Genomic DNA, 22,719 nt, shown 5'->3' with positions numbered 1-22,719 from the left:
CATGAAACCGATTAACGTCTTAGTATGCGTGGCACCCGGCAGCGAGGAAATGGAAACCGTCACCGCCATTGATGTGATGAAGCGGGCTGGTTTTTGTGTCACCGTTGCCAGCGCCGACCCTGAAGGTTCACTCACTTTGACCTGTTCTCGTGGCGTACAATTAGTGTGCGATGCACCTTTGGCGAGTGTGGCCGACCAGCCGTTTGATTGCGTCATTTTACCCGGGGGCATTGACGGGGCGCAGTGTTTAGGCGATAGCGCGATCGTGACAGAAATTATCAAACAACAGCAAAGTGACCATGCATGGGTCGCGGCTATCTGCGCGGCTCCCGCGCTTGTCTTGCAGCGCCACCAGCTTTACCCCACCTCTCATATCAGTTGCCACCCCAGTGTTAGCGATCAGATCCCAGAGCAATGGCGCAGTCGTCGCCGTGTGATGACTGATTATGATCACAAGTTGATCACCAGCCAAGGCCCGGGCTCTGCGCTCGAATTTGCCATTGAGATTGTTCACGTCTTGGCAGGGAAAGCACTGGCTTGGCAGGTTGCCGAGCCTATGGTTCCCCTCCCAAACTTGCAGTACGAGAAAAAATTCGCCGAATAAAAAACAGGCAGCAAGGCTGCCTGTTTTTCTTTGCTTAAATCGTGTTTTATCGCGATTAGCCGCGATAGACTTTGACATTTTCAAAGCCCATGTCTTTTAGATACAGCGCTTGAAGGCGGCTCATCACACCACGCTCACAGTACAGCAAGTAGGTTTTGCTTTGGTCTAGGTCGCCAAAGCGGGTCGCTAATTTAAAGAAAGGAATATGAACAACGTCAGTGCCGTCGATGTTCAGTGGCTTTTCCTCTTCTTCATCACTGCTGCGAATATCAATGACAATCGCGCCTTGCTCGGCCTCGTTAACCAGTTCAACCTCGGGGGCCTTTTCCTGGCTGAGTTTCTCGATATCGCGAATATCCATCACCGAGGCATTGTTAACCACTTGCTCCAGTAACGCAAAGTCAAATTTCGCTTCCTCGGACTCAAGTTTGGCTTTCTCGGCTTTGATCGTCGGGCTTTTCGAAATCACACCACAGAATTCAGGCATGGTTTTAGCGAAGTCTTCAGTGCCGATTTTACGGGCTGTCTGGATTATGTCTTCTTTATCCCAGTTGATCAGCGGACGCAAGATTAACGTGTCCGTCACGTTATCAATCATACGTAAATTGGTCAGGGTTTGGCTCGAGACTTGTCCCAATGCTTCGCCGGTGACCAGAGCTTGAATACCGAAACGCTCGGCAACCATGCTCGCCGCACGCATAAACATCCGCTTTAGCACGACTCCCATCTGACCATCATCGATGTTTTCGAGGATACTAGCGACAACCGGCTCAAAGTCGATAGAAATAAATTTCACTTTCGCCGACGAGCCAAACTTGTTCCACAAGAAGTGCGATACCTGCTGCACACCCGTTTCATGGGTTTTGCCGCCTAAGTTGAAGAAGCAATAATGAACCTTGCTACCGCGCTTAATATGCAGGTAGCTAGACACCCCTGAGTCGAATCCTCCGGAGATCAGGCTCAGCACATCTTCTTGCGTGCCGAGTGGGAAGCCACCCAAGCCGGTGTGACGGTGCTTCACCAAGTTCAGCTTATCGTGGTCCACTTCCATCATTACGGTGACATCAGGCTTTTTCRGCTGTACGCTGGCGGTAGGAACGGCTTGGTTTAATCCTCCCCCCACGTAGCGTTCCACATCAATCGAGGTAAAGTCATGCTTTCCACGGCGTTTAGCGCGTACGCAAAAGGTTTTGCCTTCGATTTGATGACGAACGCCCGCAAGGGTGAGCTCATAGATATGGTGTAAATCGTTAAATAATGTTTGCTCAACCTCAAGCACCGTCTGCACGCCAGGTGTGTTGGTTAACACATCCAGTACAAGCTGACGTTCGTTTGGTTGTTTTAACGTCACCTCAATGTGATCCCTACGGTTATATACTGCCGTATTATCTGTCCGACGCTTTAAAATATTACGAATATTGCATTCGAGGATTTTAGTAAAACGCTTTCTGACAGACTCACTTTTTATGATCACCTCAGGGTGAATTTTAACGATAAACTTCATAACCGGTTCGATACAGCTGGAAACAAGGTCGCGGATTATACAATAACCACGCCCTAGCTGAAACCGGGCATTGTTGTGTCTGAGCAAAAGTGAAAAATCTGACCGTAATAAACGTTTTTAATCAGTCCATTACGGTCAGAATCTAGCTGAATCTAGCTTATGGGGTAGGTGCAGCCGCGTTGTCGGCCKATATTTCATCCGAAAAACTGGGTTTTCCTTGGATCACAGCAATTTCCACACGGCGATTGGCAGCACGGTTATCTGGCGAGTTATTCGGCGCTCGCGGCTGAGTATCCGCCAGCCCTTCCACTTTCATACGCAAGTGGTTGAAGCCGGGCACCTCTTCCATTTCTTGTGCCACCGATACCGCACGCTGCGCGGATAAATCCCAGTTGGAGCGGTATAGCTCCGATTCCAAAGGTGTGCTGTCCGTGTGGCCTGACACTTTGATTTCACCGGGCACATCTTTCACCAGTTCCGCAATTTGACGTACCATGGGGCGGAATTTAGGTTGCAAAAAGGCTGAATTCTGCGGAAACGCGCCTTTCTCACGAATACGGATCACCAGTTGTTGACCCAAGTTTTCAACTTCAACGGCCCCTTCTTCGATTTCACGTTCTAACGCCTGCACAATCATTTTTTGCAACTGTTCCATTTGCTGCTGACTTTGTTGCTGCTCCAGTTGAGAAGCAACCTGTGCACTGGTGCCTCCCTCCATATCCGACGCAGTGCGTTGTGAGCCTCCTGAGCGGTCCGACTCCCCTTCTTGGAAATTGAGTGTTCGTTGGGTCATGTCGATGGTTTGCTGCATGATCACTTCAATAGGGGTCGGCTCTGGTCGCCCCGGACGGAACTCTTGCGCAATCACACTGGTGCCTTTCGGAATGTCTTTGACTTCCAAAACATTTTGTACCCCGAAGGCAAACTTCATCGACCCTGCTATCTGCTTAAACTTCAAAACGTCCATCTCAGAAAAGGACAGCAAAAGTACGAAAAAGCACATCAGCAGTGACATCAGGTCAGCGAACGTCCCCATCCACGGCGGCAAGCCAGGCGGTGGACATTTGCATTCCTCTTCTTCTTGTTGTGCCATCTAGACTCCTTACCCACGGATCACTGGCGTGAGCGGCCAATGCTTAATTATCAACATCCACTTCACGTTTGCTCTCGTTGAGGTAGTTTTTCAAAAATCCGTCGATAACACGTGGGTTTTGCCCATCCTGAATGGCCAATAAGCCATCCATAATTAAGCGCCGATTCAGTTTTTCTTGCCCTTTACGCAACGCGAGCTTGTTAGCGATAGGTGTTGCGACCATGTTGGCGAGCATGGCGCCGTACATAGTGGTCAACAAGGCCACGGCCATCGCGGGACCTATGGCTTTCGGGTCATCCATATTAGAGAGCATCGCCACCAGACCAATCAAGGTCCCGATCATCCCCATTGCCGGAGCAACATCGGCTAACGCCGCGTAAAAACTGATCCCGTGGTCGTGCCGCTCTTCGGTTAGGTTGATGTCTTTTTGCAAAGTGGCCCGCACCACATCCGCATCATGCCCATCCACCAGCAAATCAACCCCTTTTTGCATAAACGAGTTACTGACTTCCATCTCTTCCAACGCCAAAAAGCCGCCTTTACGGGCGGCATCTGCCATTTCAATAATCTTTGCAATCAAGTCTTCCGGGTCATCCGACTTAAACATGAACGCCTTGCCTGCAATCTTAAAGCAAGCAAAAAACTGCCCCATGGTGTATTTGGTCAACACCACGAAAAGACTGCCCCCGATAACAATCAGTACGGACGGCACGTCGAAATACATGTTCATGGTGCCGCCCAACAGCATGGCCATAATGACGAATGCGAACGAGCCTATAATGCCGATGAGCGTCGCTATATCCACGTCAGTCTCCCTTAGATTACATCGGTTCGTTATTATTTGTTTTTGTTGTCTTTGGTTGTATCGGCAACCAATCCTATAGGTTTAGCGCAAATCCGCAAATACCAACAAGCAGAATGCGTGATTTGCAAAGCGGCGTTTGGGACACAAAAATCGTCTGATGAATTTGACCCCCTGTCAGCGCTGGGTTAACGTCTGCCCCTCCTTCTCTAATTTTATTGCATCATGGCTGTGAAGAAACCAGAAAATATGACCTTTGAGGACACCCTCAAAGAGTTGGATGCGATCGTCGGTGCTTTAGAGACTGGCGATCTCGCCCTTGATACGGCAATGAAGCGCTTTGAGCGTGGTATTGCGCTTGCGCGCCAAGGACAAAAAACCTTAGCAGATGCCGAACAGCGCGTTGAGATTCTGCTTTCTCAAGATGATGACGCGCCACTGACTGAATTTTCGCACGACGACAATGACTGATTCCGTTGTACAGCTCGCGCTGCGGGAGACTCAACACCGCAGCAACCAACAGCTATCGCGTTGGCTAGACACACTCTCTCACCAAGATTTACCGCTTATTAAAGCAATGCGCCACGGCTTACTACTCGGTGGCAAACGCGTTCGTCCTTTCTTGACCTATGCTACCGGACAATTGTTTGGCGTACCTATCACTGACTTGGACACGCCCGCTGTGGCGGTAGAGTGCATTCACGCGTACTCTCTGATCCACGATGATTTGCCCGCCATGGATGATGATAGTCTGCGACGAGGTCAACCTACCTGCCATATCGAGTTTGATGAAGCGACCGCCATTCTCGCCGGGGATGCCTTGCAAACTTTGGCGTTTACGGTGTTATCCGAAGGGTCACTCAATCCAAACGCTGAGTCTTACCGTATCGACATGATCAGAACGCTTGCAAACGCCAGTGGCGCCAGTGGAATGTGTCTGGGTCAAGCGCTCGATCTCGCTGCTGAAGGCCAACACGTCGGGTTAGAGGCGTTAAAACAAATCCACCGTAACAAAACAGGGGCATTAATTCGAGGCGCGGTAAGACTGGGGGCTTATGCCGCCGGCGAGAAAGGAGTAATGCACCTTGACGAGCTAGATACCTTTGCCAACGCCATTGGCCTCGCGTTTCAAGTGCAAGATGACATTTTAGATATCACAAGCGATACCCAAACATTGGGGAAACCGCAGGGATCGGACATGAGCGCGGATAAAAGTACCTACCCTGCGCTACTCGGTTTACAGGGCGCGCAAGAAAAAGCACAGCAACTTTACCAAGAAGCGCTACACGCGCTGCATGCGATCCCCTACAATACCGAACAACTGGAAGTTTTTGCCCGATATATCATCGAGCGCAACAACTAGCATTACCAATAAAAGCGCCGAACCACTATGACACTGGATATATCAAAGTACCCTACACTCGCGTTGGCTGATACGCCGGAAGAGTTACGCACCATTCCGCGTGATCACCTTCCTGAACTGTGTGATGAGCTGCGTACCTACTTACTTAATACGGTCAGCCACTCAAGTGGTCATTTTGCGTCTGGACTTGGCACTGTCGAGCTGACTGTCGCACTCCACTATGTCTATAACACCCCTTTTGATCACCTTGTTTGGGATGTCGGTCACCAAGCCTACCCACATAAAATTTTGACGGGTCGGCGCGAAAAAATGCCGACGATTCGCAAAAAGGGCGGATTGCATCCCTTCCCGTGGCGCGATGAAAGCCCCTACGATGTGTTGTCGGTAGGCCACTCCTCCACATCAATTAGCGCCGCATTGGGAATGGCTATTTGTGCCGAAAAAGAAGGGAAAAACCGCAAAGTCGTTAGTGTGATTGGAGACGGAGCCATCACCGCGGGGATGGCATTTGAGGCGATGAACCATGCTGGGGACGTGAAACCCGACATGCTGGTGATCCTCAACGACAACGAAATGTCGATTTCAGAGAATGTTGGTGCCCTCAACAATCATCTGGCGCAGCTTCTTTCTGGTAATTTGTATACCACCATCCGAGAAGGGGGCAAAAAAGTTCTGTCGGGCGCACCGCCAATTAAAGAGCTGGTCCGTCGCGCTGAAGAGCACCTCAAGGGGATGGTTGTTCCGGGGACCATGTTTGAGGAGCTCGGCTTTAACTATATAGGCCCAATCGATGGTCATGACGTGGAAGAGCTGGTTAAAACGCTAAAGAACATGCGTAATCTGAAAGGGCCGCAGTTCTTGCACGTGATGACAAAAAAAGGCAAAGGCTACGCGCCTGCGGAGAAAGATCCGATTGGTTATCACGCCGTTCCTAAATTCGATCCAAGCGTACATACCCTACCGAAATCAAAACCGGCCAGCCCGACATTTTCCAATGTCTTTGGTGACTGGTTGTGTGATATGGCCGAGCAAGACGACAAACTGCTAGCCATTACCCCGGCGATGCGCGAAGGCTCTGGTATGGTGCGCTTTTCCAAGGCGCATCCTGACAAATACTTCGATGTTGCGATAGCCGAACAACATGCCGTCACTCTAGCGGCAGGTATGGCAATTGGTGAGTACAACCCTGTGGTGGCTATCTACTCCACCTTCTTACAGCGTGCGTACGATCAGCTGATCCATGATGTCGCCATTATGAACTTGCCGGTATTATTCGCGATCGACCGCGGTGGCATCGTGGGCGCCGACGGCCAAACGCACCAAGGGGCATTTGATTTAAGCTACCTAAGATGCATCCCGAATCTATTGGTGATGACGCCAAGCGACGAGAACGAATGCCGGCAAATGCTCTATACCGGTCATATTCATCAGGGCCCGGCCGCGGTTCGCTACCCGCGCGGGGGAGGCATGGGCGTTGATATTGAACGCGATATGCATGCACTCCCTATCGGTAAAGGCGTGCAAAAACGCCAAGGTAAGCGCGTTGCGCTACTTAACTTTGGTACTCTGCTGCCCGGCGCCCTCGCGGCAGCAGAAGCGCTTGATGCAACCGTGGTAGATATGCGCTTTGCCAAACCTCTGGATACCGATTTAGTGGCAGAAATGGCGAAAACGCATGATTGCCTCGTCACTATTGAAGAAAACGCCACCGCTGGCGGAGCGGGAACCGGTGTGATTGAAAGCTTAATGACGCAAGGTGTCATCAAGCCGGTATTGCAAATTGGCTTGCCCGATCGCTTTATTCCACAAGGCACTCAACAAGAATTGCATGCTGAGCTGCAATTAGATGGTGAGGGGATCGAAGCGCAAGTACGTGCTTACCTCGATAAAATAGGCCTGTCTTTATAAGACGGAACATTTAGACTAAAAAAGCCCGCGATACTAAGCGGGCTTTTTGATCCGTTATTACGCCATAATCTGGCGATGAAGACGATTACTTGGTACCGAAGATTTTATCGCCGGCATCACCTAGGCCAGGGACGATGTAGCCTTTGTCATTCAGCTTTTCATCGATAGCAGCAGTATAGAGCTCGACATCCGGATGCGCTTTTTTCAAAGCTTCAATACCCTCAGGAGCAGACACTAACACCAACACTTTGATGTGCTGACAACCTTGCTCTTTGAGCAAATCGATAGTGGCAATCATCGAACCGCCAGTTGCCAGCATAGGATCGACCACCAGCGCCATGCGCTCGTCGATATTACTCGCCAACTTGTGGAAATACGGTACAGGCTCTAGCGTTTCTTCATCACGGTAAATGCCGACCACACTGATACGGGCACTTGGTACATGCTCTAGCACACCGTCCATCATACCAAGCCCTGCACGCAAAATAGGCACCACGGTGACTTTTTTACCTTTGATTTGATCAACGCTGACTGGGCCGTCCCAACCTTCGATGGTCACTTTTTCTGTTTCGAAGTCTGAAGTGGCTTCGTATGTCAGTAGGCTACCCACTTCAGTGGCAAGCTCACGAAATCGCTTAGTGCTAATATCCCGCTCACGCATCAATCCAATTTTATGCTTCACTAACGGGTGCCCGACTTCCACGACCTTCATCTTAGACTCCTTACAAAAAACAAATTCTCGGTAGTATACACGAAAGGGTTTTGCTAGCGTAGATCAAAGGCTTGACATCTCGCTTATTTCCTCATCAAACAGCTTACGCAAACGTTTTCCTTTCTAATTATCTACTGATAGAATAGCGCCGACTTTTGACTTCCAACTCCGGCGAGGAATTGCAGTGAGCGGTAAACAATCATCTCTTAGCTACAAGGATGCAGGTGTCGATATTGATGCGGGTAACGCCCTAGTCGACCGTATCAAAGGCGTCGTCAAACAAACTCACCGTCCTGAAGTAATGGGCGGCTTGGGCGGGTTTGGTGCCCTGTGTCAGTTACCGACCAAGTATAAAGAACCCGTGCTGGTTTCCGGCACTGATGGGGTAGGAACCAAATTACGTTTAGCGCTTGACGCCAATAAGCACAATACGATCGGCATTGATTTGGTCGCTATGTGTGTGAACGATCTGATTGTTCAAGGAGCTGAACCACTCTTTTTCCTCGACTACTACGCGACCGGAAAATTAGATGTTGAGACAGCGGCCGATGTGGTCACAGGGATTGCGCATGGATGCCAACAAGCCGGTTGTGCCCTGATCGGTGGCGAAACCGCTGAAATGCCGGGCATGTACTCAGGAGATGATTATGATGTCGCTGGGTTTTGTGTCGGGGTGGCGGAAAAGTCCGCATTAATTGATGGCAGCAAGGTCGGTGAAGGCGATGCTCTGATTGGTCTGGCTTCTAGCGGGCCTCACTCAAACGGCTACTCTCTGATCCGTAAGATCTTGGAAGTTAGCGAGGCTGATTTAACCATGCCACTTGAAGACAAACCTTTGGTTGAACACTTGCTGGCACCGACCCGCATCTACGTGAAGTCAGTACTCACTTTACTTGAGCAATACCCTGCCCACGCCATTTCTCATATTACCGGTGGCGGCTTCTGGGAAAACATTCCCCGCGTATTGCCTCAAGGTACAAAAGCCGTTATTGATGGAAATAGCTGGCAATGGCCAGCCATTTTTAACTGGTTGCAGGCACAAGGCAATGTCAGTGACTATGAAATGCTGCGCACCTTTAACTGTGGCGTCGGCTTAGTCATCGTGCTACCGCAAGCACATGCCGAGCAAGCGATTGCACTGCTTAATGAGTCTGGGGAAACCGCTTGGCAGTTGGGCCATATTGCAACAAGTGCTGACGGCGAAGCGCAAGTGGAGTTGGTGTAATGACAAAACGTATCGTGGTGTTGATCTCGGGAAGTGGCAGTAATCTTCAGGCCTTAATCGATAAGTGCCCGCAAAACGCAAAAATTGTTGGCGTGATTGCAAACAAGCCAGATGCCTACGGCCTAACCCGCGCGGATAATGCTGGGATCGAGACTCGCGTGCTCGAAAACTCGCGCTATGACACTCGCGACGCTTACGATCATGCGTTGGCAACCGCCATTGACGCGTTCGCTCCTGACTTGGTCGTTCTCGCCGGCTTTATGCGTATACTCACCCCAGCCTTTGTCGAGCACTACCAAGGACGAATGCTGAATATTCATCCGTCGTTGCTCCCTAAATACACGGGGTTACATACCCACCAGCGCGCGATTGAGGCGGGTGATACCGAGCATGGCACCTCAGTGCATTTTGTCACAGAAGAACTGGATGGTGGCCCGGTGATTTTACAAGCACGTGTCCCCATCTTTGCAGAAGACGACGCCAATACCGTTGCCGCCCGAGTGCAACAACAAGAGCACCAGATTTATCCTTTGGTTGTTCGCTGGTTTGTCGAAGAGCGCTTACGCATGGAAGCTGGCCAAGCTTGGCTAGACGGCGCGCCGTTGGGCCCTGCTGGCTATGCAGCTGATGACGATGACGACCTAAAAGCCTAGTGTGATTCGCCCTGATCAAAAAAGGCGCCTGATGGCGCCTTTTCTATGCTGGCAAGACCGCAATCAGGTCGTTGCATACTGATCTTGATTGGTGCAATACACTTCACCAAAATGGAAGACGCAGTACTCCCCTTCTGCCATTTTGTGCCAGTTTTCATTATTGGTTAGCGGCTGGGTCGCGATCACAGTGACGACGTCATTGGGTGTGGTCTCCTCGTGAAAATCAACCGTCATTTCCTGATCGATCAAGCTCGCCTTACCAAACGGGGCCCGCCGCGTAATCCAGTGCAAATTATTACTGCAATACGCCATCACATAGTCACCATCGCTAAACAGCATGTTGTACACTCCAAGTGCACGTAACCGATCGCAACGCGAGGCGATAAAGTCGAACACCTCACACATGTTATCGGGTTGCTGTGGGTAGTGCTTGTACAGCTCATTAAGCAGCCAACAGAAGGCTTTTTCGCTGTCGGTTTCTCCCACAGGCTTAAAGTGGCCCGTTTCTAAGCTTTCAAACCCAGATAGCTGACCATTATGGGCAAACGTCCAATAACGTCCCCAAATTTCGCGAGTAAAAGGATGCGTGTTTTCAAGGCTGACGCCACCTCGATTAGCCTGACGAATATGACTGACTACCGCACAGCTTTTGATCGGATAACTGGTTACCAGCTCAGCCACTTTAGATTGGCAGCTTGGGGCGGGATCTTTAAAAGTGCGAAAACCTTTCCCTTCGTAAAAGGTAATGCCCCAGCCATCTCGATGCGGTCCTGTTTTTCCGCCGCGCTGAATAAGCCCAGTAAAGCTAAAACAGATATCCGTCGGCACATTGGCACTCATGCCAAGCAGTTCACACATTCTTTCATCTACCTCCGAGCATTATGCCGCCATTTCCTTTTCCACCAGCTGGATAAGGATATGGATAATCTTAATATGGACTTCTTGGATACGATCCGCATAGCCAAAATGAGGGACACGAATTTCGATATCCGCAAGACCAGCCATTTTGCCGCCGTCTTTCCCAGTCAGCATGATGGACTTCATGCCTTTCGCTTTCGCCGCATCGATCGCGTTAAGAATGTTGCCTGAGTTTCCAGAGGTAGACAGACCAAAGAGGACGTCGCCTTTCATGCCGACGGCTTCAACATAGCGTGAAAAAACAAACTCATAGCCAAAGTCGTTGGAAACACAAGAAAGGTGGCTTGGATCAGAAATCGCAATCGCAGGATATCCCGGACGGTTTTCACGATAACGGCCCGTTAACTCCTCGGCAAAATGCATGGCATCACAGTGCGAGCCACCGTTCCCACACGAAAGCACCTTGCCACCCGCTTTGAAGCTATCGGCCAATAGCTTGGCAGCTTCTTCAATTTGTTGAATGTTTTTGTCGTCACTTAAAAAGGCATTCAGAACAGTAGCGGCTTCCGACAGCTCACCGCGAATAATATCTTGGTACATGGCATGTTCCCATCGTTGAAAAAGGCCAGGCTCTCACTCTGTGCACCGGGGGGGTGAGAGCGGATTTAAGGTCAGTGTAACCGTATCGTTTTGTGCCTGTCGACTGCCGCTTGCGTGTTGGTCTCGAGCTAGGTCACGTTTGTTCAAATGGCAACCTATCTTTCCAACTTTGGCGAAGAATGATTGATGATTTTCTCACCTTGCAAGCCACATCACACCGTATCAATTTACAAATATTTAAATTTTTGCTTACATTAAGTGGTACGACCTCTTACCTCACTTGAGGGGAGGCTAACTAAACCGAAGGAGATGACGTGATGGCGACAGGGTTATTTATCGCTGCCATGCTAATTGTGGCAGGCGTACTCGCATACCATCGTGCCAATTTGCTGGTTTCAACAGCTGTATTGGCTGCGGGACTAGTAGTAGGGACTTTACTGGGTAGTGTCGGACAGATCACTTGGCTGATCTTTGCCGTAATCGCACTGCCACTTAATATCGCGACATTCCGTCGCAACTGGATCAGTAAGCCAGCGTTTAAAGCGTTTAAGTCTGTGATGCCAGAAATGTCAGCCACAGAAAAAGAAGCTATCGACGCAGGCACAGTATGGTGGGAAGCCGATCTTTTCCGTGGCACGCCTGACTGGAACAAATTGCATGATATCCCAGCACCACGTTTAAGTGCCGAGGAGCAGGCGTTCCTAGATGGCCCTGTGAATGAAGTCTGCCGTATGGTTGATGACTATCAAGTCACCCACGAGCTGGCAGATTTACCACCTGAGGTATGGCAATACCTGAAGGACAACAAGTTCTTCTCCATGATCATCAAAAAACAATATGGTGGCCTCGAGTTCTCCGCTTACGCCCAGTCTTTGGTGTTACAAAAACTGTCTGGCGTGTCAGGCGTACTGTCATCTACGGTCGGGGTCCCTAACTCCCTCGGTCCGGGTGAGCTATTGCAGCACTATGGTACCGAAGAGCAAAAAGACCACTACTTACCGCGCCTTGCTGAGGGTAAAGAAATTCCATGCTTTGCCTTAACCAGCCCAGAGGCAGGCTCCGATGCGGGCTCGATCCCTGACTACGGAGTAGTCACAAAAGGGATGTGGGAAGGCAAAGAAGTGCTGGGGATGAAAATCACCTGGAACAAACGCTACATCACCCTAGCCCCTGTCGCTACCGTACTCGGTCTCGCGTTTAAACTTCGCGATCCTGACCATCTACTTGGTGATCAAGATGAGCTCGGTATTACCTGTGCACTGATCCCGACCGATTTAGAAGGTGTCGATATCGGCCGTCGTCACTTCCCTCTGAACGTTCCATTCCAAAATGGACCGACACAGGGTAATGACGTCTTCGTTCCAATGGACTTTATCATTGGTGGGCAGAAAATGGCGGGCCAAGGTTGGCGTATGCTGATGGAATGTCTGTCGATTGGTCGCGGCATCACCCTGCCATCGAACACCACAGGCGGCCTGAAGTCAGCAGCCTTGGCAACCGGTGCTTATGCGCGTATTCGTCGTCAGTTCAAATTACCGATCGGTAAAATGGAAGGGATTGAAGAGCCTCTAGCGCGTATCGCAGGCAATGCTTACGTGATGGATGCCGCCAGTGCCCTGACCGTGACCGGGATTGACTTGGGAGAAAAACCGTCGGTGATCTCCGCCATCGTCAAATATCACTGTACGCATCGAAGTCAACAAGGTGTGATTGATGCGATGGATGTTGTGGGCGGTAAAGGTATCTGCCTTGGTCCTAAAAACTTCTTGGGACGCAACTATCAGGGCTCACCCATCGCAATAACCGTTGAAGGTGCGAACATTTTGACGCGTTCGATGATCATCTTCGGTCAGGGGGCGATCCGCTGTCATCCGTTTGTCTTGGATGAAATTCGTGCCAGCGAAGATACCGATTCACAACGTGCATTAAGTGCCTTTGATCGCGCACTGTTTGGTCATGTCGGCTTTGTGATGAGTAACCTTGCTCGCACATTGTGGCTAGGTCTGACCGATGGCCGCTTCTCGAAAACACCACGTAAAGACGAAACTCGCCGTTACTACCAGCAAATGAACCGCTACAGTGCAGCATTAGCACTGCTAGCTGACGTTTCAATGGCGGTTCTCGGGGGTAATTTGAAGCGTAAAGAGCGTTTGTCAGCGCGTCTGGGTGATGTGCTTAGCCAGCTTTATCTTGCCTCTGCAACCATGAAACGTTACGCCGATGAGGGCTATCAGAAAGACGATCTTCCATTGGTTCATTGGGGCATGCAAGATGCCATGTACCAAACTGAGCAAGCGCTGGATGAGTTCCTTGCCAACTTCCCAAATCGTATGATTGCAGGATTGGTACGTACTCTGGTGTTCCCATTGGGTAAAGGTCGCCGCAAACCAAGTGATCGCTTAGACGGTAAGCTTGCGGTAATTTTGCAATCGCCAAGTGCAACGCGTGATCGCATTGGCCGTGGACAATTCTTCGAGCCTGGTAACGCCATTGGGAATATCGAAAAAGCGCTTCACGACATTCTCACTGCAGAGCCGATCCACAAAAAAGTTTGTGACGGTATTGGCGAGAAACTGCCATTTATGTTCTTAGACCAAGTGGCACAGAAAGGTCTGGATGCGGGCGTGATCAGCGAACAAGAAGCACAGCTGCTCCGTGACGCCGAAGTGGGTCGACTAGAAACCATCAATGTTGACGACTTTGACCCTGCAGAGCTTCCTGCTGCATCGACCAAAGTGGGAAAGATGCATGATGCAGCTTAATGATTCTCGTTAAGCTGCCCAAATAAAAAGAGAGGGCAATTGCCTTCTCTTTTTTTATTCTTTACTTCCCTTTTTTATTCTTTATCCGGTTTATCCATGTCCAACTCATCGCCCATTTCTTCGCGCGTGTCTTCATCGGGTGGCGGCGCTTCCAATTCTTGAGCTGCTTCAGCGAGCTTACGGGCTTTGCGCTTTTTCAGCACAAACCAAACCGCCGCCACGAGCAGAACAATCAATAGATTCCCTACACCGATAATCAGCAAAGATGTCGTGCGAGCCTTTTCTTTCTCTCGCTCACGGCGCCGCTCTTCTGCTGCCGCTTGCAATTCACGCTCACGCGCCAACCGCTCGGCTTCTGCTTGTTCAAGCGCTTCATAATCGGTCACCGCAAACGTCTGCTCAGGTAAACTAAAAACCAGCGGCCGACCTGACAGTATATCCGTCGCATAAAGCATACTGCTCCATTTGTACTGGCCCGGCGTGGATGCATACGGGATGTCCAATGTCATCGTCATGGATTTATCATCGTTCGATGTTTGGTAAACCGTAGTCTTCCCTTCCGTGTCGATAAATTTGGCATGCACCGATATGCTACCCGGCTCAATACTGGCTTCCTCGGCCTGAATAACCAGCTTGTGTGGCTCATCATCAATTTGGCTTTGTTTAAACGTCGCCATCAATGGCGTCGGGTACACCAGCACTTCTTGCTCTAAGGTGCGGAAAAAAATGCCATTGCCTGACGTCACACGCGCTCGGTATTTACCGGGCATCACATTCACCGGCAGCGCGACGGTGAAAATACCATCGTTGGGCTTTTCGTCTAAGCCCGTCCCATCGTCACTAAAATGCCCGAGTGAGCGCGGCTGAGGGCGCTGATCAGGGTTGAGCGATTCAGGATCTTCGACGTATTCGGTAAAGGTGACATTCAAATCAACGCGCTCGATGAAATCGCGCAGGATGAGTGGCTTATCGCCAAGTTTTAATCGCGCCGTGAATTTCACCGTTTCCCCCTGATACAAACGCGGAGGAAGATCATCAACCTGCATACGCAGATCGCTCAGCACTTTTACTTTGTTATCAGGGCTAACTCGGCCAATCGCTTGCCACGGACCGGGCATGGGATCAGTAATGGAAACGATGTCCATGTCCGATTCTTGGTGCCAAGAAACTTTATCCGGATGTCGCCAAGCGTAGTACTTAGTGCCGTCGGGGCGCACAAGCACCACAGGGACACTGGGGTCTTCTCGGTAAATCACGAACGCGGCACGCTCGATGGTAGGATCAACCCGAAAGCGGTTTTCCAGCAGACGTATTTCTTGCTCATTGGCTTGCGCCAATAATGGGATACAAAGACAGGCAGTCCACCACCGCTTTTTCATGTGCTCTCCTACTGTCGCCAAAGACAGCTACCATTTTGCTCAATAAAATCTAAACGCGCTTCGTGTGCACTTAGTTCATCGGCGGACGCGGGGATAATCTTTAGCGGTTTCTGACGTTTGACCGAACGCGGCGCCATCGGGCTCGCATTGTCCGTGTCAGTTCCTGCGTTAAAAGACAAGCTGGTTTGCCCGCCCGTCATCAGTAAGTAAACGTCGGCTAAGATCTCGGCATCAAGTAATGCCCCGTGCAACGTGCGGCGAGAATTATCAATACCATAGCGCTCACATAAAATATCCAAGTTATTGCGCTTACCCGGGAAGATTTTCTTCGCCATGGCAAGGGTATCGGTAATCGAACAGATCTCGCTCGTCTTTAACGCCACCCCCAGGTTTTTAAACTCGTAGTCCATGAAACCGACGTCAAAGGGTGCATTGTGGGCAATTAGCTCTGCCCCTTCTACAAAGGATACAAATGCCTCATGCACATCGGCGTATGTCGGTTTGTCGGCGAGAAAAGCATCCGTGATACCGTGTACTTCAATAGCTTCAGGATCAATCGCACGTGTCGGTTTAATGTAGGCATGAAAGTGCCGACCGGTTAGCTTACGATTGATAATTTCAACCGCGCCGATTTCTATAATGTTGTGTCCCTGGTAATGAGGGCCACCTTCGCGGTTCATACCTGTGGTTTCGGTATCAAGAACAACAAGGCGATCGTAATTCGCTTTCATGGCAATACTTATGTCAAACTTGGCAGATTCTAATTCCCGATAGTACCAAAGATGACCAAGCAGGTAGAAATTTTCACAGACGGTTCATGCCTCGGTAACCCAGGTCCCGGTGGTTACGGTGTGGTGATGCGTTATAAACAGCACGAAAAAACCTTGAGCGCCGGTTATACCCTCACAACGAATAATCGTATGGAGCTCATGGCGGCTATCGTCGGACTGAACGCTCTTACCTCGTCATGCGAGGTCGTGCTTACCACAGACAGCCAATACGTACGCCAAGGGATCACACAATGGATCCATAACTGGAAAAAACGTCAGTGGAAAACGGCGGATAAAAAGCCTGTGAAAAACGCTGATTTATGGCAGCAACTCGATGTAGCGGCTGCCAAGCATACGGTGACGTGGAACTGGGTAAAAGGCCACGCTGGCCACCCAGAAAACGAACGCTGTGATGAATTAGCCCGAGAGGCGGCCAATCACCCTACTCTGGTTGATGAAGGGTATCAGCCTCAATAAGCAGGTTTTTATCCACCGTTTGGCACCACCCCACCTAAAGGCGCAACGGCTTTTTTCAGTTTCCAGCGTGGTTTGATGGGTTTTAACGGGTAGCTGCGTTTACGAGCGATAATAAAGTAGACGCAGCCGACCAAGGGCGTGAATTCAGCAAAGCTGCTTTCTACCCAAGCGTGTCTCGCTTTGGGCTGTTTCGTTGGCCACAAACCAAAGTGCGTTGCAGTGGTCRCCTCATAGTTCATCACACTTAGCCAATCGCGGATCCTCAGTGGAGAAAACATACGTCCACTCCATGGTAGTCGCTGTCCGCGTCCCCGCAATACACGCTTGATTCCCATCACGCTGGTCGGGTTGACGCCGGATAAAATAAGATACCCATCGTCAATCATCACGCGATCCACTTCACGCAGCAACCGGTGAGGGTCATCGCTATAGTCGAGTTGATGAGCCAGTAAGCACGCATCAAACGATTTTTCGATGAAAGGAAGCGCATAATGCTCTGCGGTTAAGTTGCGCATTGGATTACGTTTATCCACACAGACTTGGTGTTGAATGTTACACTGTTGGCTGACCAGTTCGCAGCTTAGCCCGCCGAGCTTCAGTAAATGGTAGCCAAACAGGTTAGGCAAGCATTCATCTAAACGCGTTTGTAACTGCGCTCGTGTCCAATCCCCATACGCAACTTGGTCCCACGTATAGGGGTAATCATAGTGATAATCGATGCGCGCTGGTTTCATGGTCAAGGCTCACTCTATTGCTGGAGAACCCAATGCTCAGTGTCAAAAGCATACCTGCATTTAACGATAATTACATATGGCTCATTATTAGTGAAGATAACCGTTGTGCGGTGGTCGATCCGGGTGAAGCACATCAAGTTATCGACTACATTCAGGCACATGAGTTGACCTTATCCTGCATTTTAATCACACACCATCACTGGGATCACACCAATGGCATTGAAGATTTAGTACGCTTTGCGCCAAGTGCTGCGGTGATCGGTCCCGATGTAAAGCCTATCCCTCGACTTACGATGGCAGTGAAAGACGGTGACCAGATTGATGTGTTTGATCACCGTTTTCTGGTGGTGGGCGTAGAAGGCCATACCGAGGATCATATCGCGTTTGTCGGTGATGGTAAGCTATTCTGCGGCGATGCTTTATTTTCAGCAGGGTGCGGCCGCTTACTCGGTGGCACCGCAGAACAGGCTGTTAACTCATTGAAAAAGCTTGCATCCTTACCCATCGAAACTCAGGTTTTCTGTGCGCATGAATACACCGCGGCTAACGTCGCTTTTGCATTAACCGTTGAACCAGAAAATGATGCGCTACATTTGTATAGAGAAGAAGTAAATAGGTTGCGCGCGCAGCAAAAACAGACTCTACCGAGTACCATTGAGCGCGAACGGCGCATAAACCCATTTTTACGAACGAGCGAACCGACTGTAATTCAAGCGGTGAGTGGCCGTGCCACTGATGACAGTGAACTAGAAGTATTCAGGGCTCTGCGGCAGTGGAAGGACGAATTTTGAGCTGAGTCTCTTGTCATCAATAGAGCCAGCCCCTATTATCATCGGCTATTTTGGACGAAGGTTTTATGCAATGAAGTACCGTTTTGTTATCTTGAGCACCCTGTTGCTGAGTGGCTGTCAGCTGACAGGTGATGCTCAGAATACGGATATCGCAACAAAAAAGACCCCAGTCGCGGCTACCCCGGTTAAAGCAACACCGACCGTTTCCGCGACCAAGAAACAACCGACCCCAGCGACACCAACGGTACTTTCCCCGCAAATGCAGGAGGATGTGTGGCAACGAATCAGCATGCAGCTGTCACTGCCTGTCCCTAATAACAGCGCTATCCGCCAGTACCGCAATTGGTACCTGAAATATCCAAACCACATTGCCACCGTCGCGGAACGCGCCACTCCTTTCTTGCACTTAATTGTTGAGAAAGTGGAAGCGCGCAATATGCCGCTTGAGATCGCATTGCTACCTATCGTCGAAAGCTCGTTTGATCAATTTGCTTACTCTCACGGTCGTGCCGCTGGCTTATGGCAGTTTGTACCAGCAACCGGTGAACGCTTCGGACTGGAGCAAAATTGGTGGTATGACGGTCGTCGTGATGTGGCAAAAGCCACCGATGCTGCCTTGGACTACTTGGAATACCTCAACGGTATGTTTGAAGGTAATTGGCTTCATGCTATTGCCGCCTACAATTCCGGTGAAGGCCGCGTTGCTCGTGCGATTCGTAATAATGAAAAACGGGGCAAGCCAACCGACTTTTGGCATCTCGATTTACCCAAAGAAACCAGCAGCTACGTCCCCAAACTGATTGCACTGGGCGACGTCATTCGTCACAAAGACAAATATGGCCTTGAGGTTCCCGCCATCGCGAACAAACCCGCATTGGCATTAGTTGAACCCAACATCCAAATGGATTTAGCTCTGGCAGCCAACTATGCTGGCCTGAGCGTGTCAGAGTTACAAAGCCTTAACCCGGCTTACAACCACTGGGCAACCGCGCCTTCCGGTCCTACCCATTTGCTACTTCCCATCAATAAGGTCGATCGTTTCAACACCGAACTGGCGAAGAATAATAACCAAGGGCTACGTGTGGAGCGTTATTACGTCCAATCGGGCGATAGCCTGAGTGAAATTGCCGCCCACTACAATACGACGGTCAAGGTACTACAGCGCGCTAACCAACTGAATACCACGCGTATCCGCGTCGGTCAGCCTCTGATGATCCCAGTCTCATTGAAAGACGAATCTCAGTACACCTTAAGCGCCCCACAGCGCCTTGCCGCGTTACAAGCCGCTGAACGCGACGGTTACAAGCGTACCCATACTGTGCGCAAAGGGGATAGCTTCTGGACAATTGCTCGCCGTTATGACGTTGACTACCAGCAACTGGCAAAGTGGAATGGCATGAGCCCCAGAGATACCTTAAGTATTGGGCAAAAGCTGGTCGTTTGGGATAAAAACAATAACGCAAAACGTGTTCGTACCATCACTTATCAGATTCGCCAAGGCGACTCTCTAAGCAGCATTGCGCAGCGTTACAATGTGTCCGTGTCTGATCTGGTCAAATGGAACCAGCTGCGCAAGAACGCCTATATTCAGCCGGGTCAGCGTCTTACCCTGCATATTGATATCTCTCGGAGTAGCGGCTCATGATGGTAGCGTCCTCCAACCCTTTGTTCGCCTTGCGTGATATTGTAATCCGGCCGAGTGCCTGCTTTGCCGCATTGAGCCAGCGTCCGGCATGGGCATGGCTGGCGTACTTATTACTGTGCTTTAGCTCAATGGCGTTTTGGAACGCCTACTTCGACCACACTGATCTGGCTACCCTTCAGCGCGTGTTAACTCAAACACTCTCTATGTCCGAAGGCGATGCCCAGCAGTGGTTGGAGCGTGAGACCCTATTGGCGTCAGAAGTGCTAGGAGACTGGTTTGGACGCGCAGCGGTCATCTTCGCGCTGGCACTTTGGTTCCGTCTTGCCACCAAACAAGAAGCGCCGACTTTTGGCTACCGACATTGGCTTGCAGCAACCAGCTTTATCCTACTGCCGGCTGTAGTGGGTGATCTGGCTAGCTACACTTATATGATGTTGTCACAGAGTTTCATTCTGCCCGCCCACGCAGATCTCAACAGCCTTAACGGGTTGTTAAAATTGCCGATGACGTCAGATTGGAGTGCTTGGGCGGCGAGCCTACCTATTCTTCTTCCTTGGTATTGGGTGCTCAGCATTACCGTCTTGGCTCTCTGGACGCCACTTGAACAAGGCAAAGTAATTGTGGTTGCCACCCTTCCTTGGTTTGCCGTCTTTGGGGGATGGGCCCTGATGATTGCCGTTAGCTAATCACCTTCAACTGAGCCTCCATCGGAGTATGATCGGAGGCGCCGTTATCCAACGCTTTCGCGCCTTCCACCACCAACCCTCGATAAAAAACATGATCCAAAGGCAAGCCAAATTTCGTGATGCGCTCATCAGGGCTAAACGCCATTTCCTGAAGCGATAATCTAGAAACCATTGCCCTTACCGCCTCTAAACGACGCTGGGACCAAGTATTGAAGTCTCCAGCGAGAATAATCGGCCCTTCAACCTGTGCGAGCACTTTTTCCAACGCCGCCAGCTGTTTCTTATACGCTGACATGGCGTACGTAAAGTTAATGCTATGAATATTCACCACCGCCAGTCGCTGACCATTAGACAGTTGATATTCACTGTACAAAGCACTTTTCGGCAGTCTTAGATAAGGTTCGATGGCGGTATATGCACAGCTATGCTTTGGATTAACCTGCGACAAATTCATCACCCCAGCCACGACATCTTGCATAGCAAACGCATAAGCCTGATCGTAGTGAAGTGACGCTTGATTGATCCAGCGAGCAAGCTGAGGACCAAAACTGGCTTCTTGCAATAACATTAACCGGTGAGGGTCACGGTATTGACTCAGCGCCGTCTCCCAATGAGGACGTTGCTGTTTATAAATATTCCACACCAGTAATGAAAAATGCCCGTCTTCATCCAATGGAGAAGCATGAATATAATCAATACATTGCCGATGAATACCTGAGACGGTATGCAACTGGGTACTATCTGGTACGGTAAAATAGCCATTTACACCCATCACAGCGGCCGGCACTAGAATCGCTGTGCCCCACGCCATCGCTTTACCAATTCGCCGTTTCATCACGTCTACCACTTTTGATTACTCAGCCTCTGTGAGTATAACCTGCCATCAGTTCGGGCGCCGATTTTGCGCGTCTTGCGGTTAAAATACAAGCAAAGATCTCACTTTATGACTTGCCGATAATCGAGCCCCAGAGATAGGATGAGAAAGCAATAATAACAATATACATTCAAGGAGCGACGCCACATGCTCAATAACCTATTTGTGTATGGCACCCTGTGTCCGGGGGAACGGAATCATTATTTACTTGCTGATATTCAAGGAGACTGGTATCCCGCTACATTGCAAGCAGTACGCACGGATCGTGGATGGGGATCGGCAAAAGGCTATCCAGGAATTGAACTCAGTGACAATCCCGACGATATCGTGCACGGTTGGTTGCTAAAAGCGAAAGACCTTACGGCGACCATCCCCCAATTAGATGAATTCGAAGGGGCGGGCTATCAACGCGTTATTGTAGAGATTCGTTATCAACCGAATATGGACATGGTACAGACCACGACCGCCTTCACCTATGAGCTCTGCTTCAGCCATCAGCCAGAAGAAGCGGGCCCAAGCCAATTTGTCGCTAAAAACTATTAGCGCTGTCAGACAGTCAAAAGCACCGACAAGCGTCAGTGCTTTTTGAGTAGCAGAGATAGGGATAGAGGGAGTTGGCCGATAAGATTGAAATAAAAAAAGCACTGACGGATGTCAGTGCTTTTCGAGTGGCAGGGGTAGAGGGATTCGACCGGGCTGGCGTTCCAGCGCCCAACACGCGGTTTCGATGACACACCCAAAACTATCCATCAGTTAGTCTATCAGTAGTATTGAGATCAAAAAAAAGCACCGACATTTGTCGGTGCTTTTTAGATGGCAGGGGTGGAGGGATTCGAACCCCCAACACGCGGATTTGGAATCCGCTGCTCTGCCAATTGGAGCTACACCCCTATAAATAGTGGCGGAGTGGACGGGACTCGAACCCGCGACCCCCGGCGTGACAGGCCGGTATTCTAACCAACTGAACTACCACTCCGCACCAATTCTGTCTCATCAAAGTCTTACATGTATCCGCTTTGATGCTTAAATTTTTGCTAACTAAAGCCCAAGATTAAGCTCTAATTAGATTATCTTGTTTGATGCGATGAGGATGTTGAATCGAGACGCGCAGTGTATGCCAATACATGAGCATCGCAGATATCAACAGCATCGAGCTATCAACAAGATAAGCAATGAGAGCCTGGCGATGTCCTACTCTCACATGGGGAGACCCCACACTACCATCGGCGCTGCTTCGTTTCACTACTGAGTTCGGCATGGAATCAGGTGGGTCCAAAGC

At 50.1% G+C, this 22,719-nt stretch carries 22 protein-coding genes, 2 tRNA genes and 1 rRNA gene; 12 read left to right on the top strand and 13 right to left on the bottom strand.

The genetic code is table 11. The features are described 5' to 3' along the window. Position 1 precedes the first annotated feature (1 nt). Positions 2 to 604 carry a DJ-1 family glyoxalase III gene (locus tag BZJ19_RS10345; RefSeq protein ID WP_077479424.1) on the top strand — a complete coding sequence of 201 codons (603 nt, stop codon included), beginning with the start codon at positions 2 to 4 and terminating at the stop codon, positions 602 to 604. A gap of 55 nt (positions 605 to 659) precedes the next feature. Here BZJ19_RS10345 and thiI read toward each other — a convergent pair whose 3' ends face one another. The 3 genes from thiI to pomA all read right to left on the bottom strand — a co-directional run bounded on the left by thiI (position 660) and on the right by pomA (position 4,006). Further along, positions 660 to 2,108, bottom strand: a complete 1,449-nt coding sequence (gene thiI / locus BZJ19_RS10340) for a tRNA uracil 4-sulfurtransferase ThiI (RefSeq protein ID WP_077675580.1) — start codon at positions 2,106 to 2,108, stop codon at positions 660 to 662. Positions 2,109 to 2,265: 157 nt separating this feature from the next. Further along, positions 2,266 to 3,201, bottom strand: a complete 936-nt coding sequence (locus BZJ19_RS10335) for a flagellar motor protein MotB (RefSeq protein WP_077675579.1) — start codon at positions 3,199 to 3,201, stop codon at positions 2,266 to 2,268. A 43-nt stretch (positions 3,202 to 3,244) separates the two neighbouring features. Beyond that, the gene (gene pomA, locus BZJ19_RS10330) at positions 3,245 to 4,006 is read right to left on the bottom strand and encodes a flagellar motor protein PomA (protein ID WP_077479427.1); all 762 of its coding nucleotides are present in this window, start codon (positions 4,004 to 4,006) and stop codon (positions 3,245 to 3,247) included. A gap of 222 nt (positions 4,007 to 4,228) precedes the next feature. On the opposite strand from pomA, the gene xseB reads away from it, so the two are divergent. Genes xseB through dxs form a run of 3 tightly spaced genes read left to right on the top strand, consistent with a single transcriptional unit; the run spans position 4,229 to position 7,274 of the window. Next, positions 4,229 to 4,474: an exodeoxyribonuclease VII small subunit gene (xseB, locus tag BZJ19_RS10325; protein ID WP_069587455.1), complete on the top strand. Its 246-nt coding sequence runs from the start codon at positions 4,229 to 4,231 to the stop codon at positions 4,472 to 4,474. Further along, positions 4,467 to 5,366 carry a (2E,6E)-farnesyl diphosphate synthase gene (gene ispA, locus BZJ19_RS10320; protein ID WP_077675578.1) on the top strand — a complete coding sequence of 300 codons (900 nt, stop codon included), beginning with the start codon at positions 4,467 to 4,469 and terminating at the stop codon, positions 5,364 to 5,366. Before xseB ends, ispA begins: the two co-directional genes overlap by 8 nt. 27 nt (positions 5,367 to 5,393) lie before the next feature. Beyond that, positions 5,394 to 7,274, top strand: a complete 1,881-nt coding sequence (dxs, locus tag BZJ19_RS10315; protein ID WP_077661868.1) for a 1-deoxy-D-xylulose-5-phosphate synthase — start codon at positions 5,394 to 5,396, stop codon at positions 7,272 to 7,274. Positions 7,275 to 7,359: 85 nt separating this feature from the next. Here dxs and upp read toward each other — a convergent pair whose 3' ends face one another. Continuing rightward, positions 7,360 to 7,986: a uracil phosphoribosyltransferase gene (upp, locus tag BZJ19_RS10310; protein WP_069587458.1), complete on the bottom strand. Its 627-nt coding sequence runs from the start codon at positions 7,984 to 7,986 to the stop codon at positions 7,360 to 7,362. Between the two features lie 184 nt (positions 7,987 to 8,170). Here upp and purM point away from each other — a divergent pair, with 184 nt between their 5' ends. Next, positions 8,171 to 9,211, top strand: a complete 1,041-nt coding sequence (gene purM / locus BZJ19_RS10305; RefSeq protein ID WP_077675577.1) for a phosphoribosylformylglycinamidine cyclo-ligase — start codon at positions 8,171 to 8,173, stop codon at positions 9,209 to 9,211. Beyond that, complete coding sequence (gene purN, locus BZJ19_RS10300; RefSeq protein WP_077661870.1) at positions 9,211 to 9,864, top strand: phosphoribosylglycinamide formyltransferase; 654 nt, start codon at positions 9,211 to 9,213, stop codon at positions 9,862 to 9,864. The genes purM and purN overlap by 1 nt, the downstream gene beginning before the upstream one ends. A 63-nt stretch (positions 9,865 to 9,927) precedes the next feature. On the opposite strand, the gene BZJ19_RS10295 is transcribed toward purN, so the two are convergent. After that, positions 9,928 to 10,722, bottom strand: coding sequence for a class II glutamine amidotransferase (locus BZJ19_RS10295; protein WP_077455557.1), 795 nt, complete (start codon positions 10,720 to 10,722; stop codon positions 9,928 to 9,930). A gap of 21 nt (positions 10,723 to 10,743) precedes the next feature. Continuing rightward, entirely contained in the window at positions 10,744 to 11,322 is a 579-nt protein-coding gene (gene lpcA / locus BZJ19_RS10290; protein ID WP_069587462.1) for a D-sedoheptulose 7-phosphate isomerase, read from the bottom strand. A 317-nt stretch (positions 11,323 to 11,639) separates the two neighbouring features. On the opposite strand from lpcA, the gene fadE reads away from it, so the two are divergent. Then, positions 11,640 to 14,084, top strand: a complete 2,445-nt coding sequence (fadE, locus tag BZJ19_RS10285; RefSeq protein WP_077675576.1) for an acyl-CoA dehydrogenase FadE — start codon at positions 11,640 to 11,642, stop codon at positions 14,082 to 14,084. 74 nt (positions 14,085 to 14,158) lie between these two features. Here the strand turns inward: fadE and BZJ19_RS10280 are convergent, their stop codons facing one another. Both BZJ19_RS10280 and dnaQ read right to left on the bottom strand, forming a co-directional pair. Beyond that, a complete protein-coding gene (locus tag BZJ19_RS10280; protein WP_077675575.1) occupies positions 14,159 to 15,463 on the bottom strand; it encodes a TIGR03503 family protein in 1,305 nt (434 codons plus the stop codon). An 8-nt stretch (positions 15,464 to 15,471) separates the two neighbouring features. Next, positions 15,472 to 16,194: a DNA polymerase III subunit epsilon gene (gene dnaQ, locus BZJ19_RS10275; RefSeq protein ID WP_162274220.1), complete on the bottom strand. Its 723-nt coding sequence runs from the start codon at positions 16,192 to 16,194 to the stop codon at positions 15,472 to 15,474. 51 nt (positions 16,195 to 16,245) lie between these two features. Between dnaQ and rnhA the strand changes: the two genes are divergently transcribed. Then, positions 16,246 to 16,710 (top strand): ribonuclease HI, encoded by a 465-nt coding sequence (gene rnhA, locus BZJ19_RS10270; RefSeq protein WP_077661873.1) that lies wholly within the window; start codon positions 16,246 to 16,248, stop codon positions 16,708 to 16,710. A gap of 8 nt (positions 16,711 to 16,718) precedes the next feature. Here rnhA and BZJ19_RS10265 read toward each other — a convergent pair whose 3' ends face one another. Further along, positions 16,719 to 17,444, bottom strand: a complete 726-nt coding sequence (locus BZJ19_RS10265) for a methyltransferase domain-containing protein (RefSeq protein WP_077675574.1) — start codon at positions 17,442 to 17,444, stop codon at positions 16,719 to 16,721. Between the two features lie 32 nt (positions 17,445 to 17,476). On the opposite strand from BZJ19_RS10265, the gene gloB reads away from it, so the two are divergent. The 3 genes from gloB (at position 17,477) to BZJ19_RS10250 (ending at position 20,566) form a co-directional block, all read left to right on the top strand. Next, positions 17,477 to 18,235, top strand: coding sequence for a hydroxyacylglutathione hydrolase (gene gloB, locus BZJ19_RS10260; protein ID WP_069587468.1), 759 nt, complete (start codon positions 17,477 to 17,479; stop codon positions 18,233 to 18,235). A 70-nt stretch (positions 18,236 to 18,305) separates the two neighbouring features. Continuing rightward, positions 18,306 to 19,880: a lytic transglycosylase gene (locus BZJ19_RS10255; RefSeq protein WP_077675573.1), complete on the top strand. Its 1,575-nt coding sequence runs from the start codon at positions 18,306 to 18,308 to the stop codon at positions 19,878 to 19,880. Beyond that, positions 19,877 to 20,566, top strand: a complete 690-nt coding sequence (locus tag BZJ19_RS10250) for a YIP1 family protein (protein ID WP_077675572.1) — start codon at positions 19,877 to 19,879, stop codon at positions 20,564 to 20,566. Before BZJ19_RS10255 ends, BZJ19_RS10250 begins: the two co-directional genes overlap by 4 nt. Here the strand turns inward: BZJ19_RS10250 and BZJ19_RS10245 are convergent. Next, the gene (locus BZJ19_RS10245) at positions 20,559 to 21,401 is read right to left on the bottom strand and encodes an endonuclease/exonuclease/phosphatase family protein (protein ID WP_102136129.1); all 843 of its coding nucleotides are present in this window, start codon (positions 21,399 to 21,401) and stop codon (positions 20,559 to 20,561) included. The two genes, BZJ19_RS10250 and BZJ19_RS10245, sit on opposite strands and share 8 nt — an antisense overlap. Positions 21,402 to 21,587: 186 nt before the next feature. Between BZJ19_RS10245 and BZJ19_RS10240 the strand changes: the two genes are divergently transcribed. After that, positions 21,588 to 21,983 (top strand): gamma-glutamylcyclotransferase family protein, encoded by a 396-nt coding sequence (locus tag BZJ19_RS10240; RefSeq protein WP_077675571.1) that lies wholly within the window; start codon positions 21,588 to 21,590, stop codon positions 21,981 to 21,983. Positions 21,984 to 22,254: 271 nt separating this feature from the next. Here the strand turns inward: BZJ19_RS10240 and BZJ19_RS10235 are convergent. The 3 genes from BZJ19_RS10235 to rrf all read right to left on the bottom strand — a co-directional run. Continuing rightward, a tRNA-Trp gene (locus BZJ19_RS10235) sits at positions 22,255 to 22,331 on the bottom strand. An 8-nt stretch (positions 22,332 to 22,339) separates the two neighbouring features. Further along, a tRNA-Asp gene (locus BZJ19_RS10230) sits at positions 22,340 to 22,416 on the bottom strand. Between the two features lie 202 nt (positions 22,417 to 22,618). Continuing rightward, positions 22,619 to 22,719, bottom strand: a 5S ribosomal RNA gene (gene rrf, locus BZJ19_RS10225); the annotation flags it as partial.

Source organism: Salinivibrio proteolyticus (assembly GCF_001996165.1).
GTDB classification, from domain to species: domain Bacteria; phylum Pseudomonadota; class Gammaproteobacteria; order Enterobacterales; family Vibrionaceae; genus Salinivibrio; species Salinivibrio proteolyticus.
Note: the sequence above shows the minus strand (reverse complement) of the source record. Positions and strands in the feature narration are given on the sequence as shown.

Excerpts from the sequence above, each read along its gene's own strand:
- BZJ19_RS10255 (WP_077675573.1), top strand. The coding sequence starts at position 18,306 with ATGAAGTACCGTTTTGTTATCTTGAGCACCCTGTTGCTGAGTGGCTGT.
- rnhA (WP_077661873.1), top strand. The coding sequence starts at position 16,246 with ATGACCAAGCAGGTAGAAATTTTCACAGACGGTTCATGCCTCGGTAAC.
- gloB (WP_069587468.1), top strand. The coding sequence starts at position 17,477 with ATGCTCAGTGTCAAAAGCATACCTGCATTTAACGATAATTACATATGG.
- BZJ19_RS10245 (WP_102136129.1), bottom strand. The coding sequence starts at position 21,401 with ATGAAACGGCGAATTGGTAAAGCGATGGCGTGGGGCACAGCGATTCTA.
- fadE (WP_077675576.1), top strand. The coding sequence starts at position 11,640 with ATGGCGACAGGGTTATTTATCGCTGCCATGCTAATTGTGGCAGGCGTA.
- upp (WP_069587458.1), bottom strand. The coding sequence starts at position 7,986 with ATGAAGGTCGTGGAAGTCGGGCACCCGTTAGTGAAGCATAAAATTGGA.
- dnaQ (WP_162274220.1), bottom strand. The coding sequence starts at position 16,194 with ATGAAAGCGAATTACGATCGCCTTGTTGTTCTTGATACCGAAACCACA.
- BZJ19_RS10345 (WP_077479424.1), top strand. The coding sequence starts at position 2 with ATGAAACCGATTAACGTCTTAGTATGCGTGGCACCCGGCAGCGAGGAA.
- BZJ19_RS10240 (WP_077675571.1), top strand. The coding sequence starts at position 21,588 with ATGCTCAATAACCTATTTGTGTATGGCACCCTGTGTCCGGGGGAACGG.
- BZJ19_RS10295 (WP_077455557.1), bottom strand. The coding sequence starts at position 10,722 with ATGTGTGAACTGCTTGGCATGAGTGCCAATGTGCCGACGGATATCTGT.
- lpcA (WP_069587462.1), bottom strand. The coding sequence starts at position 11,322 with ATGTACCAAGATATTATTCGCGGTGAGCTGTCGGAAGCCGCTACTGTT.
- ispA (WP_077675578.1), top strand. The coding sequence starts at position 4,467 with ATGACTGATTCCGTTGTACAGCTCGCGCTGCGGGAGACTCAACACCGC.
- BZJ19_RS10250 (WP_077675572.1), top strand. The coding sequence starts at position 19,877 with ATGATGGTAGCGTCCTCCAACCCTTTGTTCGCCTTGCGTGATATTGTA.
- BZJ19_RS10280 (WP_077675575.1), bottom strand. The coding sequence starts at position 15,463 with ATGAAAAAGCGGTGGTGGACTGCCTGTCTTTGTATCCCATTATTGGCG.
- purN (WP_077661870.1), top strand. The coding sequence starts at position 9,211 with ATGACAAAACGTATCGTGGTGTTGATCTCGGGAAGTGGCAGTAATCTT.
- dxs (WP_077661868.1), top strand. The coding sequence starts at position 5,394 with ATGACACTGGATATATCAAAGTACCCTACACTCGCGTTGGCTGATACG.
- xseB (WP_069587455.1), top strand. The coding sequence starts at position 4,229 with ATGGCTGTGAAGAAACCAGAAAATATGACCTTTGAGGACACCCTCAAA.